Annotated in this window: 13 protein-coding genes; 7 read left to right on the plus strand and 6 right to left on the minus strand. The window is 72.1% G+C overall.

What is annotated here, in order from left to right; all coding sequences use genetic code 11:
- The first annotated feature begins 31 nt into the window (after nt 1-31).
- Both ACF1A5_RS23170 and ACF1A5_RS23175 read left to right on the plus strand, forming a co-directional pair.
- The gene (locus tag ACF1A5_RS23170) at nt 32-814 is read left to right on the plus strand and encodes an alpha/beta fold hydrolase (RefSeq protein ID WP_392194761.1); all 783 of its coding nucleotides are present in this window, start codon (nt 32-34) and stop codon (nt 812-814) included.
- Complete coding sequence (locus ACF1A5_RS23175; protein ID WP_392194762.1) at nt 811-2076, plus strand: cytochrome P450; 1266 nt, start codon at nt 811-813, stop codon at nt 2074-2076. The genes ACF1A5_RS23170 and ACF1A5_RS23175 overlap by 4 nt, the downstream gene beginning before the upstream one ends.
- A gap of 51 nt (nt 2077-2127) precedes the next feature.
- Here ACF1A5_RS23175 and ACF1A5_RS23180 read toward each other — a convergent pair whose 3' ends face one another.
- From ACF1A5_RS23180 to ACF1A5_RS23190, 3 genes are all read right to left on the minus strand, one after another.
- Nucleotides 2128-3306, minus strand: coding sequence for a damage-control phosphatase ARMT1 family protein (locus ACF1A5_RS23180; protein ID WP_392194763.1), 1179 nt, complete (start codon nt 3304-3306; stop codon nt 2128-2130).
- Nucleotides 3307-3515: 209 nt separating this feature from the next.
- Complete coding sequence (locus ACF1A5_RS23185) at nt 3516-4163, minus strand: ScbR family autoregulator-binding transcription factor (protein ID WP_392194764.1); 648 nt, start codon at nt 4161-4163, stop codon at nt 3516-3518.
- A gap of 71 nt (nt 4164-4234) precedes the next feature.
- Complete coding sequence (locus ACF1A5_RS23190) at nt 4235-5155, minus strand: ScbA/BarX family gamma-butyrolactone biosynthesis protein (protein ID WP_392194765.1); 921 nt, start codon at nt 5153-5155, stop codon at nt 4235-4237.
- A 175-nt stretch (nt 5156-5330) separates the two neighbouring features.
- On the opposite strand from ACF1A5_RS23190, the gene ACF1A5_RS23195 reads away from it, so the two are divergent.
- The 3 genes from ACF1A5_RS23195 (at nt 5331) to ACF1A5_RS23205 (ending at nt 7892) form a co-directional block, all read left to right on the plus strand.
- On the plus strand, nt 5331-5978 hold the full coding sequence (locus ACF1A5_RS23195; protein WP_392194766.1) for a ScbR family autoregulator-binding transcription factor: 648 nt from the start codon (nt 5331-5333) through the stop codon (nt 5976-5978).
- A gap of 3 nt (nt 5979-5981) precedes the next feature.
- Nucleotides 5982-6830 carry an NAD(P)H-binding protein gene (locus ACF1A5_RS23200; protein ID WP_392194767.1) on the plus strand — a complete coding sequence of 283 codons (849 nt, stop codon included), beginning with the start codon at nt 5982-5984 and terminating at the stop codon, nt 6828-6830.
- 126 nt (nt 6831-6956) lie between these two features.
- Nucleotides 6957-7892 carry a lytic polysaccharide monooxygenase gene (locus tag ACF1A5_RS23205; RefSeq protein ID WP_392194890.1) on the plus strand — a complete coding sequence of 312 codons (936 nt, stop codon included), beginning with the start codon at nt 6957-6959 and terminating at the stop codon, nt 7890-7892.
- Between the two features lie 18 nt (nt 7893-7910).
- On the opposite strand, the gene ACF1A5_RS23210 is transcribed toward ACF1A5_RS23205, so the two are convergent.
- Nucleotides 7911-8564, minus strand: a complete 654-nt coding sequence (locus ACF1A5_RS23210) for a Tat pathway signal sequence domain protein (protein WP_392194768.1) — start codon at nt 8562-8564, stop codon at nt 7911-7913.
- A gap of 536 nt (nt 8565-9100) precedes the next feature.
- Between ACF1A5_RS23210 and ACF1A5_RS23215 the strand changes: the two genes are divergently transcribed.
- On the plus strand, nt 9101-9802 hold the full coding sequence (locus ACF1A5_RS23215; protein ID WP_392194769.1) for a DUF6230 family protein: 702 nt from the start codon (nt 9101-9103) through the stop codon (nt 9800-9802).
- Between the two features lie 4 nt (nt 9803-9806).
- On the plus strand, nt 9807-10292 hold the full coding sequence (locus ACF1A5_RS23220; RefSeq protein ID WP_392194770.1) for a DUF6114 domain-containing protein: 486 nt from the start codon (nt 9807-9809) through the stop codon (nt 10290-10292).
- On the opposite strand, the gene ACF1A5_RS23225 is transcribed toward ACF1A5_RS23220, so the two are convergent.
- Both ACF1A5_RS23225 and ACF1A5_RS23230 read right to left on the minus strand, forming a co-directional pair.
- Nucleotides 10283-13246: a glycosyl hydrolase gene (locus ACF1A5_RS23225; protein WP_392194771.1), complete on the minus strand. Its 2964-nt coding sequence runs from the start codon at nt 13244-13246 to the stop codon at nt 10283-10285. The two genes, ACF1A5_RS23220 and ACF1A5_RS23225, sit on opposite strands and share 10 nt — an antisense overlap.
- Before the next feature lie 333 nt (nt 13247-13579).
- A complete protein-coding gene (locus tag ACF1A5_RS23230) occupies nt 13580-14539 on the minus strand; it encodes an ABC transporter substrate-binding protein (protein WP_392194772.1) in 960 nt (319 codons plus the stop codon).
- Nucleotides 14540-14598: the final 59 nt, after the last annotated feature.

The raw sequence follows: 14598 nt of genomic DNA on the forward strand, positions 1-14598 counted from the left end.
CGCCCCCTGCTTCCCGGTCCACGGTGGTCCTATGACGACCTTCGTACTCCCTCATGAAGTGCACGGCGACGGCGCCCACAAGGTGTTCGCCGTGCACGGCTGGTTCGCCGACCGGTCCGCGTACGCGGCCGTGCTGCCCGATCTGGACCGCGAGCACCTCACCTACGCGCTGGTGGATCTGCGCGGCTACGGCGAGGCCAGGGACGCCGCCGGGGCGTACACGACCGCCGAGGCGGCCCGGGACCTGGTGGACCTGGCCGACCGGCTCGGCTGGGACCGGTTCTCGGTGGTGGGGCACTCGATGGGCGGCGCGGTCGCGCAGCGGCTGCTCTCGGCGGCTCCGGACCGGCTGCGGCGGATCGCCGGGGTCTCCCCCGTGCCCGCCTGCGGCCTCGACCTGCCGCCCGGCCAGTGGGAGCTGTTCGCGGACGCGGCGGACCGGCCGGAGAACCGGCGCGCCATCATCGACTTCACCACCGGCGGCCGCCGGCCCGCCGCCTGGCTCGACCGCATGGTCGCCCGGTCGCTGGAGCGCAGCGACTCCAAGGCGTTCCGCGCCTGGCTGGACTCCTGGGCCGGGGAGGACTTCCACGACGGGGTGCGCGGGGCCGGCGTACCGGCGCTCGCCGTGGCCGGGGCCCTCGACCCCGCGCTGTCCGCCCCGCTGCTCCGGCGGACCTGGATGAGCTGGTACCCGCGGGCCGAACTCCACGAGATGGCCTCGGCCGGGCACTACGCCATGGACGAGACCCCGCTGGAACTGGTCCGTGTGGTGGAGGACTTCCTGCGCGCCGACGACGGCGAGGGGGCGTGACGACGCGCGCGGCCCCACCGGTTCCGGACGTGTTCGACCCGCGCCGGTACGGCGCCGGGGTGCCGTACGCCGCCTACCGGATCCTGCGCGACCACCATCCGGTGGCCTGGCAGGAGGAGCCGGAGGTGCTGGGCTGGCCGGCCGGGCCCGGGTTCTGGGCGGTGACCCGGCACGCGGACGTGGTGCGGGTGCTGAAGGACGCGGCGACGTACTCGTCGTGTCTGGGCGCCACGCAGATCCGCGATCCGGACGCCGGCGACCTGCCGTTCATCCGGCGCATGATGCTCAATCAGGACCCGCCCGGGCACGGACGGCTCAGGCGCCTGGTCAGCCGGGCGTTCACCCCCGGCCGCATCGAGCGGTTCGCGGCGGTCGTGGAGGAACGGGCGCGCGCCCTGTTCGCGCGGGCCCTGGACACGGCCCGAGCGGCGGACGGCACCGTCGACCTGGTCACCGCCGTCACGGACGACTACGCCCTGCTCAACCTCGCGGACCTGCTCGGCGTGCCGGAGCGGGACCGGAAGCTGCTGCTGCACTGGACCCAGCGGGTCATCGGCTACCAGGACCCGGACGAAGCCGGCGCCCCGGTGCGGGACGCGGCGGGCAGGCCGGTCAATCCGCGTTCACCGGCGATGCTGGGCGACATGTTCGCCTACGCCCGGGAACTGGCCGCGTTCAAACGGCGGCACCCGGCGGACGACGTCCTCACCACGCTCGCCCACGACAGCGAACTGGCGGGCGCCGAGCTGGAGATGTTCTTCTTCCTGCTCACGGTGGCGGGCAACGACACCGTGCGCAGCGCCGCCCCCGGCGGGCTGCTGGCACTGACCGAACACCCGGAGGCGTACCGGCGGCTCCGTGCGGGCGAGGTGGAACTCGGCTCGGCGGTCGAGGAGTTGCTGCGCTGGCATCCGCCCGTGCTCACCTTCCGCCGCACCGCCGCACGCGACACCGAGCTGGTCGGCCGCCGGATCCGCGCCGGTGACAAGGTGGTCGTCTTCCACGGCTCGGCCAACAGGGACGAGCGGGTCTTCTCCGCACCGGACCGGCTCGACCTCGCTCGTGGGCGCAATCCGCACGTCTCCTTCGGGGACGGCCCGCACGTCTGCCTGGGCGCGCACTTCGCCCGGCTGCAACTGCGGCTGCTCCACGCCGAGGCGCTGCGGGTGCTGCCCGCGCCGCCGGAACTCGCCGGACCGCCCCGGCGGCTGGTGTCGAACTTCATCAACGGGCTGAAGTCCCTGCCGATGCGGGTTGCCTGAGAGCGGCGTACGCGCGGACCGCGGTCGCCCGTCGCGGTCCACCGAGCCCCGTCACGTCCTGACCTGGATCAGCGCATGGGTGCCGCCGACGCGCCAGCGCCCGCCCTCGGCGGCGTTCAGCGCGGCCTCGGTGTCCGCGTCGAGACCGCAGATCACGTCGGACTTCAGGGTGCGCAGGGCGGCCACCGGGCCGGGGAAGGACGTCGTGAGGCCGGCGAAGGGGGTGGTCGGGGGCCAGAGCCGGTCCCCCACCAGGCGCCGGTAGTTCAGGTCGCCCTTCAGGACGGTCAGTGCGGCCGCGGCGAACTCCCCCCGCAGGTCGCCCGGCATGTCCGCATACGGCAGCGGAGCGCAGGAGAAGGGGTGGGCCCGCACCGTCAGGCGGCCGTCGGCCATCGCCGACCACAGGCACCGGCCGTAGCCGGCGGCCGCGCCCGGCGCCGCCAGCAGCCGGCGCACCGCGTCGACGACATCGGCGGTGGTGGCGTCGGAGACGTAGTACGGGTACGGCTTGACGTGCACAACCGCCCGCCCGACCCGGCCGTGGTCCAGGAGGTGGGCGACGAGGAGGAGGTCGGGGACGAGTTCCCGGCCGGCGTTGTCGGCGATGAGGCAGAGTGTGCCCGTGCCGGAGGGCGGCAGCAGCTGCCAGAGGGCGTCGCTGTCGTCGGCGACCAGTCCGGGGGCGGGCCGGTCCGCCTCGGCCCCGGCCGCCGACAGCCGGAAGCCGAGGTCGGCGCGATTGCCCCAGAGGGACCCGTGCAGCAGCGCCCGCGCCCGCTCCTGGGCCGGTTCGCCCTCCAGCCCGTCGAGCGCGGCGAGTTCCTCGTCCGTCTCCCCGGCGTCGAGTTCGGCGAGCTTGGAGGGCCGGAAGGGGTCGATGCCCTGCCACGGGCCGGGGCCGAAGTAGCCGACGGCGTCGAGGAGCCGGCGGTAGAAGTAGCTCTCGGACCACAGCCAGGGCACGTCGAACCAGGACCGGCCCGCGTACGAGTCGAGTCCCCAGTCCCGCCAGCGGTCGCGGTCGTGCGCGTCGGCGGGGAGCGGTTCGACGACGCCTTCCGTGCAGCTCTCCAGCAGGGCGTCGAGGGCGCGGTGCTGCTCGGGGCCGTAGGGGAAGGCGTCCCGCACCTGCCGGATGATGGCGGGGTGCCGCTCGGCCAGCACGCTGTGCGGGAACGAACCGGGCTCGTTGCCGAGCAGCACGGGCGCGGACGGGATGTCGGGCATACGCCTCACCGTACCCCGCCGGTGCCCGCGTCCCGATCTTCCGCTCCCCAGGGCTCGCCGGAGTTGTCAGGGAGGCCCGGGGACGCCGCCGCCCTGAGTCGTTGCCGCCCGCCGGAGTCGTAGCCGCCCCCGAAGTCGTCGCCGCCCCGGGACCGTCGCCGCTCGTCGGCGCCTCATTGCTCGACGGCGTCGCCGCTCCGGCCGGGCGGTCAGACGGCGGTGATCTCCCGCTCCAGCTGGGTGGCGAGGGTGAGGTAGCGCGGGCGCCGGTGCACCGGGACCAGACCGCGGATCAGGACGTGCCACATCTCGGCGGTCCGGCGCGGCAGCCGCGCCACCGGCTCCAGCGGCCGGCCCGCGATCCGGGTGCCGACGAAGAAGCAGACGAGCGAGTGCGCGACGGCGTGCACGTCGACGTCCGCGTGGAGGTCGGACTCCCGGGCCGCGCCGCGGAGTTTGCGGGTGGCGATCTCCAGCCACTCGGTGAAGGGGTGCCGCAGCGGCGGCCGCACCTCGACCCCGCCGGTGGCCAGTCGCAGGCCGGCTCGGGTGACCGGGCCCTCGACGGTGAGCCGGGTCAGCGCGAAGGTGATGCGGATCAGCGCCTCCAGCGAGGAGCAGCCCCGCTCGTCCACCTCGTTCGTCACCCGGCGCGAGGCCCGGGACTGCAACTCCATGATGGCGTGGGCCAGATCCTCCTTGGCCGCGAAGTGGAAGTACAGCGCGCCCTTGGTGACCCGCGCGTGCACCACGATGTCGCTGAGGCTGGTCCGTTCGTAGCCGTGCAGGTCGAACAGGTCGGCGGCCGCCGTGATGATCGTCGCGCGGGTCTGCTCGGCGCGTAACTGCCTCGGCATCGACAGAACACTCCCGGGGCTTGCAAAGAACGGGACATGCCGTTTGTTTCTGACTCCCCGTACACGATAGCTCACCAGCCCGCGGCGTTCACCACGCAGGTGAAGACGGTCGACTCCTCCTGGATTCCGGCCACGCGTATCTCGCCGCCGCTCGTGGTCTCCGCCTCGATCCACGTGGGCAGGTCCAGTTCGGCGTACCGGTGGAAGGTGGCGTGGAAGCCGGCCGGCGGCCGGTCGGCGGCCATGCGCAGACAGGCGGCCTGGCGGGCGCCCTCCAACAGGAGCATGCCCGGAACGTGGTCGAGCGGATGGTCGAAGAAACCGGGATGCGCGGTATCCACACGCAGTTGCCAGCGGTCCTCGTCACGCGTCGGCGCCAGGACGACGTCGGCGGGCAGGGCGCGGTGCACGTCGGCGGCCGGGAGACCGGGAGGGACGGGCAGGGCGGTCACGCCGTCGGCGGTGCGCCCGCCGCGCAGCCGGTGGTAGGCGGAGTCGCCGACGCTGGTGAAGGCGACGTGCGCGGTCGCCACCCGCTCCCCGTCGCGGCGCACGTCCACCTCGTAGGTCAGGGAGGCGGAGCGCCGGCTGCCGGAGCGGGAGAAGCGGACGTCCAGGTCGGTTTCGGCGGGCAGGGGACCGACGACGAGCTGCGCCGGGTACGTGGTGACGCTCAGCTCCTGGAGCACGAACTGGTGGGTCAGCGGCACGTCGTACTCGGTGTGGGCGAGCAACGTCCCGCTCTGGCGGACGGTTTCGACCACGAGCAGCGGCTCGTACGCGGCCCGGTCCGGCGACACGTGTAACTGGTGGGCCCGTGGCCACTGCGCGGTGACGGTGAAATGGTCGTCGCCGTTCCTGGCCCATCCGGTGAGGAAGGTCTCGGCCACCGCCGCGCGGTGCACGAGCTGCCGGGGGACGGTCGCCGTCAGGACGGCCCCCGGATCGGTGGCCGCCGCCGGGAACTCGGCGAGCTGCCGCAGTTGAGGCATGTCCCCTCCTGGGTCCCCTGAAAGCCTTGGCGGACGGCGAGTTGCCAGCCCCGGTGAGCGCTAGAATACGAGCCGACCGGTTTGTTTTCAATGAGATCGGGTGGACCGGGCCTGTGCGCCACCGGTCCGGCGCACGGGCGGTGACCGGCCGACTCGGCGCAGTGGAGGGGTTCTTGTGGCGAAGCAGGAGCGCGCCATCAGGACGCGCAGGGCGATCCTGGAGGCGGCCGGCGCGGTCTTCGACGAGCACGGCTACACGTCCACCACCATCGCCATGGTGCTGGAGCGCGCCGATGTCACCAAGGGCGCCCTGTACTTCCACTTCCCGTCCAAGGAGTCCCTGGCCCAGGCGGTGCTGGACGAGCAGGTGGACTTCGGGGCGGTGCCGCCGCAGTCGAGCAAGCTGCAGGAGATCATCGACACCACGTTCGTGGTGGCCCGGCGCCTGCTCGGCGACGCCCTGCTGCGCGGCAGCGTCCGGCTGACCGTGGACCAGTGCGCACCGCCCGGCGTCGACCACACCGGGCCGTTCCTCCAGTGGGCCGATCACCTCATGGGGCTCATGGAACAGGCCCGCGAGCAGGGCGAGTTGCTGCCGGCCGTGGAACCGCGCGAGACCGTCGAGCTGCTGGTCGGCGGGTTCGCCGGCATCCAGTTGATGTCGCGGGCCCTGACCGGCCGGGAGGACCTGGGGCACCGCATCTCCGTGCTGTGGGGGCATATCCTGCCGAGCCTCGCGGTGCCGGGGCTGCTGCGCCGCCTGGACGCCGAACCCGACCGGGGCGCACGGGTGTTGGCCGCGCTCGAGAGCGCCGGGTCCTGAGCCGTGATCCTGCTGACCGGTGGAACCGGCACCGTCGGACGTCTGGTGGCGCGGCGGCTGTCCGGCGTGGTGCCCGTGCGGGTGCTGACCCGCGATCCGCGCCGGGTCGCTCCCGGCCCCGAAGTCGAGGCCGTAGCCGGGGATTTCGGCGATCCGCCGAGCCTGGAACGCGCCCTGGCCGGGGTGCGGTCGGCGCTGCTGGTCACCGCGGACCCGCTGACCCCCGCCCACGACGAGCACTTCGTGACGGCGGCGCTCCGCGCGGGAGTACGCCATGTGGTGAAGCTGTCGGCGCTGGCGGTGACCGACCCCGGGGCCACGGACCTGATCACCACCTGGCAGCGCGGAAACGAGCGGCTGCTGCGGGAGTCGGGGCTGTCGTGGACGATGCTGCGCCCGCGCGCCTTCATGTCCAACACCCTGAGCTGGGCCCGCTCCGTACGGGAGGAGGGCGTGGTGCGCGCGCCCGGCGGACACGCGTCCAACGCGACGGTCGACCCCCGGGACGTGGCCGAGGTCGCGGCGGCCGCACTGCTGGACCCCGACGGCCACGCGGGCCGCTCCCACGCCCTCACCGGCCCGGAGCCGGTGAGCGCCGCCGAGCAGACCCGGGTGCTCGCCGAGCTGCTGCGACGGCCCGTGCGCTTCGAGGAATTGGCACCGGACACGGCGCGCAGGCTGCTCCGCGACCGCTACCCGGCGCCCCTGGCCGACGCCCTGCTGGAAAGCGCCGCACGCGGACGGTCCGGCGCGAAGGCCCGGGTGCATCCGACGGTGGAGGCGCTGCTCGGCCGCCCGGCGCGCGGCTACCGGGACTGGGCGGCGGACCACCTGGAGGCGTTCGGGGGCTGAGTCCGGACGGGCGCCGGGAGCCCTCCGGGCTCCTCCGCACCGGATTTGAACGCGCGGGGCGTCTCTCCCGTACTGCACGGAACAGACCGTTCCCGCGCCGGCCGAGGAGACGTCCCCGTGACTCGGATGACCGCCCCCCTCAGGGTCACTGGAGCCGCCGCGGCGGCGTCCGCCCTGCTCACCGTATGGGCGGCGGTTCCCGCCCAGGCCCACGGCGCCCCGACGGACCCGGTCAGCCGGGTGTTCGCCTGTTCGCCGGACGGCGGCGACGCCGGTACGGCGGCCTGCCGGGCGGCGATCGCGGCGAACGGCGCCCCTTTCACGGCGTGGGACAACCTGCGGGTGGCGAACGTGAACGGCAGGGACCGCCAGACGATCCCGGACGGAAAGCTGTGCAGCGGCGGCCTGCCCGCCTACAAGGGGCTCGACCTCGCCCGCACCGACTGGCCCTCGACCCGTCTGACGCCGGGCGCGAAGCTCACCCTGAAGTACGCCTCCACTATCCCGCACGAGGGCACCTTCAAGCTGTACCTGACCACATCCGGTTACGACCCCACGAAGCCGCTGACCTGGTCCGACCTGCCCGCGCGGCCGTTCGCCGAGGTGAAGGACCCGGCGTTCGCGGGCGGCGCGTACCGTATCGGGGCCACCCTGCCCGCCGACCGGACGGGCCGTCATGTGCTGTTCACCGTCTGGCAGAACAGCAGCACGCCGGACACGTACTACTCGTGCTCCGACGTGGTGTTCGGCAAGGGCGGCACGAGCGGGACGGCCACCGGTGGGACGGGCACGAGCGGGACGGGCACGGACGGGCGCACGGCGTCGGGCGGCGCGCCGGCCGGGCGGGGCGGCACGACCGCGGCCCCGGGCACGTCCTCCCCGGCGGGCTCGTCCGCGGCCGCCCCTCGGTCGGGCGGCGGCGCGAACCCCGACACCGGCCCCGTGGCGGCCACGACCGGCACCGGTTCGGGTCCGTCCGCGCCGATGCTGGCGGGCGGCGCCGCCGTGGTATTGGTGCTCACCGGGGGCGCCGCCCTGGCACTGCGTCTGCGACGACGCTGAACCTCGTTATCGCACGGTTCAGTTGACGAAGACGGGTGCGCCCGCGTCGGTCACCGGGGCGTACTTGGCGGTGAAGAAGCCGCTGCTGAAGCACAGCGACGAGCCGGACACCTTGCTGAACTGCTGGTTGGTGAAGGTGATGCCGTTGTCGGCGTTGTCGGCCCCGCCGCTGAGGCCGGGGGCCTGATAGACGCAGGTGACGCTGCCCAGCAAGGTGCGCAGCTTCACCGTGGTCTGGACGGTCGAGCCGCTCGCCGGAGCGACGGTGAGGGTGCCGTCGGAGGACACGGTCGTGGTGTAGGGCAGGTTGTCGACGGTGATGCTGTTGACGCCGAGCACACCGGTGACGTTGCTGGTGCAGCTCGCGGGGTCGAAGGTCTGGGCGCTCACCGATTCGGTCGCCGTGCCCGGTGCGGTGGGGTTGTCCGTCACGGACGCGGTGAAGGTCGACGAGGTGCAGGAGACACCGCTGGTGCCGGTCGCGCTGGAGTAGAGCGTGGCGGTGGTGCCGCTCGCCAGCTGGGCGGTGAGGGTGTCGCCGACCGCGACGGCCGCCCCGCCGGCGCTGCCGGTGGTGAGCACCGGGGTGCCGGCGGCGGAGGCGGTGCCGAGGGCGGGGAGCGAGAGTGCGGCGACCGCGGCGGCGAGGGTGAGGAGGGGACGCGTACGCATGCGGGTACCTCGTTTCTGGAGTGGGGGGTGGTGCGAGTGCGGGACGCGTGAGGCGTCCACCGGCGCGGAGCGCCGAAGGGGAAGGCGTCCGCACCGGTGCCAGGGGGGACACGGGTGCCAGGGGGTGCGGGGTGCGTGCTGGGCGTCACGAGAGCGCACGTCGGCAGGTCGGAGTCCGGGAGGGCACGCGGTCGCGCCGCGCGGCGGATCCGGCGCCACGGATCCGGGGGAGCCAGGCAGAGTTGTAGACCTACTCGCCAGTCAACGTCAATACGCAGCAAGGGAGTTGACGTTTCCCAGGGGTCGGGACGCCCCACGGACCGGGCAGGCGGCACACAATCGCCACGCAACTCTTACAAGCACCTTGACCCGCAAATGTAACCACCGGTAACTTCCTCGACGACTACTGCCGCGTAATGAGAAAGCCCTTGCATCCACCGGGAGTCGCGAGGGCGCCGCGCCGCAGCCGCTGTCCGCGCCAGGGCAACGGGCCGCCGCACTCCGACCGCACTGACCATGCCCATGGGAGTAGAGAAATGGCCTCGTCCTCGGACCCCACGTCGTCCGCCGGCAACGCCCCCGAGCAGCCGGAAAGCGGTTCCGTCACCGAGACGCCCGAGGCGTCCGGGACGGCCGACGGCACGGAGAGAGGCGGCCGGGTCCGGCTGCGCCGTGCCGCGATCATGGCCGTCCCCGCGACGCTGGTCGCCGCGGCGCTGGCGGTGTTCACCGCCCAGGGAGCGCTGGGCGTGCAGTTCGCGATCTCCGGGATGCCGTTCACGGTCACCGCGACGGAGCTGAACGGCACGGGCTTCGAGCAGTTCGGCGCCCTGGACAACATGGCCGAGGACAGCCCCAACGCGGGCGACACCGGCGGTCAGGTCCTGGTGGTGACCTCGGCGATCAAGAAAGCGACGCTGACCAGGCTCTGCCAGAGCGTCGACCTCGGCGGCACGAACCTGCTCATCACCGCGGGCAGCGGGGTGGACAAGGTGACCGCCGCCGATCTGACCACCGACTCGACCGAGCTGTCGGGCGACGCCGCGTTCGACAACATCGAGATCGGCAACGACGCGAGCACGCTCACCAAGGCGGGGGTGCGGGGCCCGAAGGGCGTGTTCAGCCAGCAGGCGGACACCGTCCGGATCGCCGGCCTGCGGCAGACCAACTACGCCACCACGGCTGGCGTCTTCAAGCTGCCGGGCCTCAAGCTCCGCTTCAGCGGCTCGGGTTGCTGACCCGATGACGGACGACACGGGGCCGGGGACGCCGGCCCGGCCCCGCCCGGGCCCACGGGCGGCCTTCCGCCGGTGGCGGGCCCGCCGCCCCTTCTGGGGCGGGCTGCTGCTGACGCTGGGCGGGGCGGAGATCCTGCTCACCGAGAAGGCGTCCCTGAAGGTCGTCATGCACATCGGTATGCAGGGCCTGGCCGGGTACCTGCTGCCCGCCCTGATGCTGCTGTGCGGTCTGCTGACCCTGTTCAACCCGGCCCAGCGGCTGTTCTACTCCCTCGTAGGCACCCTGCTGTCCCTCGGCACCTGGCTCACCTCGAACCTGGGCGGCTTCTTCCTGGGCCTCCTCCTCGGGGTGACCGGCAGCTGCCTGGCCTTCGGCTGGCTCCCGGACCAGGAGCCGCGCCGCGGGCGCAGGCAGCGCCGCAGGGAGCGGAAGGCAGGGGGCGGGGTCCGGGGCCCGGTCCGCCCGCCTGCCGGTCCGGCTCAGGTGTAGGGCAGCCGCAGCACCGACAGACCGCCGGTGCCGAGGAGGTTGTCACTGTTGCCCAGCGCGCTCCAGACCTTGGCCTGTACGGTCCCGCCCTTCAGGTCGCACGCCGTTCCGCTCGCCGAGGCGAGTCCCGCCTTCTCGGTGTAGTGCTCCCAGCCGTTCAGCGGGTCGGTGGCGAAGTACCGGTAGGTCTCCACGCGTTCGAAGTCGCCGTCACCGGTGCAGTCGTACGACACCTGGAGCTGGACCGCGTTGCCCACGACCTGCTTGGCGTCGACGGCCAGGTCGAAGGTCAGAGCGCCGCCCTCGTACTTCAGGTTCAGCCCGTCGGCCTTCAGCGTGTACGGCTTGTACGGGGTGCCGTCGTGGTTGACTCCGTCGGCGGAGGCCACGGTGGCGCTGCCGTCGCTGCCGGAGGTGCCCGCCAGGGTTCCGTCGCTCTGCGGATACAGCGTCGGCGACGAGGCGGTGCCCGTCGGTGTCGGGGTCGGGGTGGGCGTGGGGCTCGAGGTCCCGGTCGGGGTCGGGGACGGGCTGTCCGTGGGGCTGGTGGTCGGCGTCGGGCTCGGCGGAGTGCCGCCCGTGGCGCTGCCGCCGCTCCAGTCGAGGGCCCCGGAGGCGACCGTCCTGCCCGCGGGCACCTGCACGGTGGTCCCGTCGGAGAAGTGCACCGTCGCGTCCTCGGACAATACGTTGGAGGCGACGTAGGTGCGCGCGCCGTCCTTCACGAAGACCGAGGCCAGGGGAGTGTCGGCCGTGACACGGGTGTCGACCGTGCCGAGTGCGGCCAGGTTGCGGATCCAGTGGAAGGTGTGGGCCTTGCTCTCGCCCTCCTCGGAGGTGAAGGAGTTGTTGCCGCGGAAGGCGGCCAGGGCCGCGTCGCCGTCGCCGAGGGCCAGGTACTCGTACCAGATGTCGGTCCAGATGGACGGTTGTGTCTTGCCGCTCTGGTCCAGCATCTCCTTGTAGTTGGCCTTGACGTAGGCCGGGTCGCCGCCCAGGTAGAGGTGCCCGCCGGTCACCGGCAGCAGGTTGATGCCCTGGATCTGCTCGGGAGCGCTGGAGAACCAGGTCGAGTAGGCGCCGCCGTTGCCCCAGACCATGCCGACCTCCTTGTGCGGGAAGTCGCTCGGGTAGATCTGGTCCCCGGTGTCGAACCAGTAGTCCTGAATGGCCGCGGCCTGCGTGGTGTACATGTAGATGCCTGCGTCCCGGACGGCCTTGTTGCCGGTCGCGATGCCCCACTGGATGAGCGCGTTGTCGAAGTTCATCCCCTCGGACGAGGACTCCTGGTTGTTGCCGGCGGCGAACGAGCCGTGGCCGGAGGCCCAGTCGTGGCCGCCGTAGATGTCGAAGTCGCGCAGGTAGGGGAAGCGCTTGTCGGTGCGGTCGTAGTTGTTGGCGTCGCGGATGAGCAGGTCGACCATGCCGCCGTAGTGGCTCGCATCGGCCCAGGTGGGGTCGAACTTGGCGAGGGTCGCGGCCGCGGCGACGAAGTAGCCGTAGTGGAAGTGGTGGTCGTTCAGCTCCTGGTCGGACCCGTAGGACGCCGGGTAGCCGATCAGGGTGCCCCACTTGTCGTCGTAGTAGAACAGGTGGCCCGTCTTGTCCTGGGAGGCGGTGAACCAGTCCGTCAGTTTGGATCTGATCGCGGTGAGGGCGGCGTCGCGCACCTCCTTGTTGCCGGTCTGGTCGGCGATCTCCGCCAGACGCGCGGCCCGGCCGAGGCCCTTGCCGGTCCAGTAGGTGTCGTCGCTCTGCTGGCGGGTGGGATCGGCCTTCTCCGCGTCGAGGTAGTTCTGCAGCGTGGTGGCGTCGGTCCCGGAGCTGTCGGCGACGGCCGGCACCTCGGGCAGCACGCCGTGGAAGACCGTCGAGGTGGTGAAGGACGTGATGCCGGTGAGCACCTTGAGCGGACCGCGCGAGGAGACGTACTTCTGCGGCAGCGGGCTGCCCCCGGCGAGGTGGCGCCACTGGTGCGGCAGCAGCGCCGCGACCGTGCCCGTCCCCGTGCCCTCCCGGGCGGTGGTGGTGAGGCGGTACGTCGTGGTGACGGTGCTGTCCGCCTCGTCGTACCGGTACGAGACCGCGGTCCCGGTGACGTGGTTGTGGGCGTACTTCGCGTACTCGTCGGCGAGGGCGGCCCGGTCGGTGGCCGGGGTGGACGGCGTGGTCGGCAGTACGGCGACCGAGAAGTAGTCCTTGCCCCCGAGCGAGGAGGTGAAGGTGGAGCCGTCGACCGTCCAGGTGGCGCCGGTCGGGGCGAAGGCGACGTAGTCGTGGCCGTTGATCGTGTAGCCGATCGTCGAGCCGGAGCGGGACCACACGTCGACGGTCGCGTCGGAGGCCGCCTTGATCCGTGCGTCACCGCCGGTCGCCCGGAAGTAGGCGAACGGCAGACCGGAACCGATGGTCGCCCGCAGGGTGTGCGCCCCGTCGCTCAGGTAGGGGCTGACGGTCCAGTCGCTCCAGCCGTCGACCTTCACCTCGGGGGCGGCCAGACCCGAGACACCGGCGACGAAGTCCTCCTGGTAGTTGAAGTGGTACTCGCCCACGCCCTTGGCGCCGCCGGATATCGCCGGCTTCGTGCTGTAGGAGAAGCCCAGTCCGCCCGACTGGGCCCGGAAGCCGAGGGGCTGGGCGAACAGGGGCTCTCCGTAGGCGCAGTTGGTGCGCTTCCAGAGGATCGACGACCACCAGTCGTTGGTGGGTACGGCACCTGACGGGGCGTTTGCCGTGACCCAGTGGCGTGGATTGGTGGACAGGTCCGCGCAGCCCGAGGGCAGCGGGCCGGGCGCCTTGGTGGTGTAACTGCCCTGGCCCACCGTGTCGGCGTCGGCGGTGCGGGGAGTGAGGACGGCCAGGGCCGCGCCGAGCAGGGCGGCGACGGCCAGGAACACCGCCGCGCGGCGCCGGTTCAGCGCCGTTCTGTGGGGCAGATCGCTGTCTCTTGACATGTGTGGGCATCTCCCGAACGTGGGGTCGCGCGTGCGCTCCGGCACGCGACGAGGTCGAGGACATGGAGACGTGCACCGCTCCCGGAGTGGGTTTGAGAGCGCTCTCAGAACGTTGAGGCTAGGCAGGGCCTGACAGCGCGTCAATACATCGCGCAATCACCGTTTACCGGACGGTCACCCCTTCGCAACAAGGGAACGGTAGGGCGGAGGGACACCTGCAGCGGGCAGGACGTCTGAGAGCGCTCTCAGAGCCCTTCCGGCCGCCGGGAGCGGCGCGGGCCCGGGCGAAGACGCCCGGGCCCGTGTGCTCCCTCCGGTCGGCTCGCCGACTCGTCAGCCGAGGCCGGCGGACTTCAGCCAGGCCTTGGCCGCGTCCATCGGGTCCTTGTTCTGCGACTGCACCTGGGTGTCGAGTTCCAGCAGGGTCGCCGTGTCCAGCTTGGCCGAGACGGCGTTGAGCGCGTCGACGCCCTTCTGGTTCAGGCCCGACTTGTAGACCAGCGGCTGCACGTTCTCGAATCCGAAGAGGTTCTTCGGGTCCTGCAGGACGACGAACTTCTCCTTGGAGATGGTCGGGTCCGTGGTGAAGACGTCCGCGGCCTGCACGGTGTTCTTCTTCAGCGCCGCCTGGGTGAGCGGGCCGCCCGCGTCGAGCGCCTTGAAGGACTTGAACTCCAGTCCGTAGACCGACTTCAGGCCGACCAGCCCCTGCTGCCGGGTCTGGAACTCCGGCGATCCGCCGATGACCATGTCCTTCGCGGCGTCCTTGAGGTCCGCGACGGAGGACTTCTCCGTGAGGCCGTACTTCTTGGCGGTCTGCGCGTTGACCGTGACGGAGTCCTTGTCCTGGGCGGGCGCCGGCTTCAGCAGGGTCAGCTTGGGGTCCAGCTTGGCGGTGATGGCGGCCGTCGTCTCCTCGACCGTCTTCGGCGCGGCCTTCTTGTCCAGGTAGGCCAGCAGCGCGCCGTTGTACTCGGGCAGGACGGTGACGGAGCCGTTCTTGAGCAGGCCGTAAGTGGTCTCGCGGCTGCCGATGTTGGGCCGGTAGCTGACCTTGAGGCCCTTGGCCTTCAGGGCCTCGCCGTAGATGTCGGCGATCAGGATGCTCTCGGCGAAGTTGTTGGAGCCGACGACGACGGTGTCGCCCGCGGCCTTCTTCTCCGCGAGGGGGTTGTCGCTCTTGCCGCCGGAGGACGAACACCCCGCGACGAGCGCCGCGGTGACGGCGAGGACGACGGCGGCGGCGCCGGAGCGCTTCGTGCTTGACCTGGTGCTCTTCGTGTGAGAAGTCACGGTTCCCGTTCCGGGCTGAGGAGTTGGCACGTCGTATTCCGATCCAATCCAGGGGGTTC

The sequence above is a fragment of the Streptomyces sp. NPDC014864 genome (genome assembly GCF_043081525.1).
Lineage (GTDB): Bacteria > Actinomycetota > Actinomycetes > Streptomycetales > Streptomycetaceae > Streptomyces.

What these genes read in the sequence shown, in the direction of transcription:
- ACF1A5_RS23220 (WP_392194770.1), top strand. Translation starts at nt 9,807, where the DNA reads ATGACGGACGACACGGGGCCGGGGACGCCGGCCCGGCCCCGCCCGGGC.
- ACF1A5_RS23190 (WP_392194765.1), bottom strand. Translation starts at nt 5,155, where the DNA reads ATGCCTCAACTGCGGCAGCTCGCCGAGTTCCCGGCGGCGGCCACCGAT.
- ACF1A5_RS23210 (WP_392194768.1), bottom strand. Translation starts at nt 8,564, where the DNA reads ATGCGTACGCGTCCCCTCCTCACCCTCGCCGCCGCGGTCGCCGCACTC.
- ACF1A5_RS23215 (WP_392194769.1), top strand. Translation starts at nt 9,101, where the DNA reads ATGGCCTCGTCCTCGGACCCCACGTCGTCCGCCGGCAACGCCCCCGAG.
- ACF1A5_RS23180 (WP_392194763.1), bottom strand. Translation starts at nt 3,306, where the DNA reads ATGCCCGACATCCCGTCCGCGCCCGTGCTGCTCGGCAACGAGCCCGGT.
- ACF1A5_RS23185 (WP_392194764.1), bottom strand. Translation starts at nt 4,163, where the DNA reads ATGCCGAGGCAGTTACGCGCCGAGCAGACCCGCGCGACGATCATCACG.
- ACF1A5_RS23170 (WP_392194761.1), top strand. Translation starts at nt 32, where the DNA reads ATGACGACCTTCGTACTCCCTCATGAAGTGCACGGCGACGGCGCCCAC.
- ACF1A5_RS23205 (WP_392194890.1), top strand. Translation starts at nt 6,957, where the DNA reads ATGACCGCCCCCCTCAGGGTCACTGGAGCCGCCGCGGCGGCGTCCGCC.
- ACF1A5_RS23225 (WP_392194771.1), bottom strand. Translation starts at nt 13,246, where the DNA reads ATGTCAAGAGACAGCGATCTGCCCCACAGAACGGCGCTGAACCGGCGC.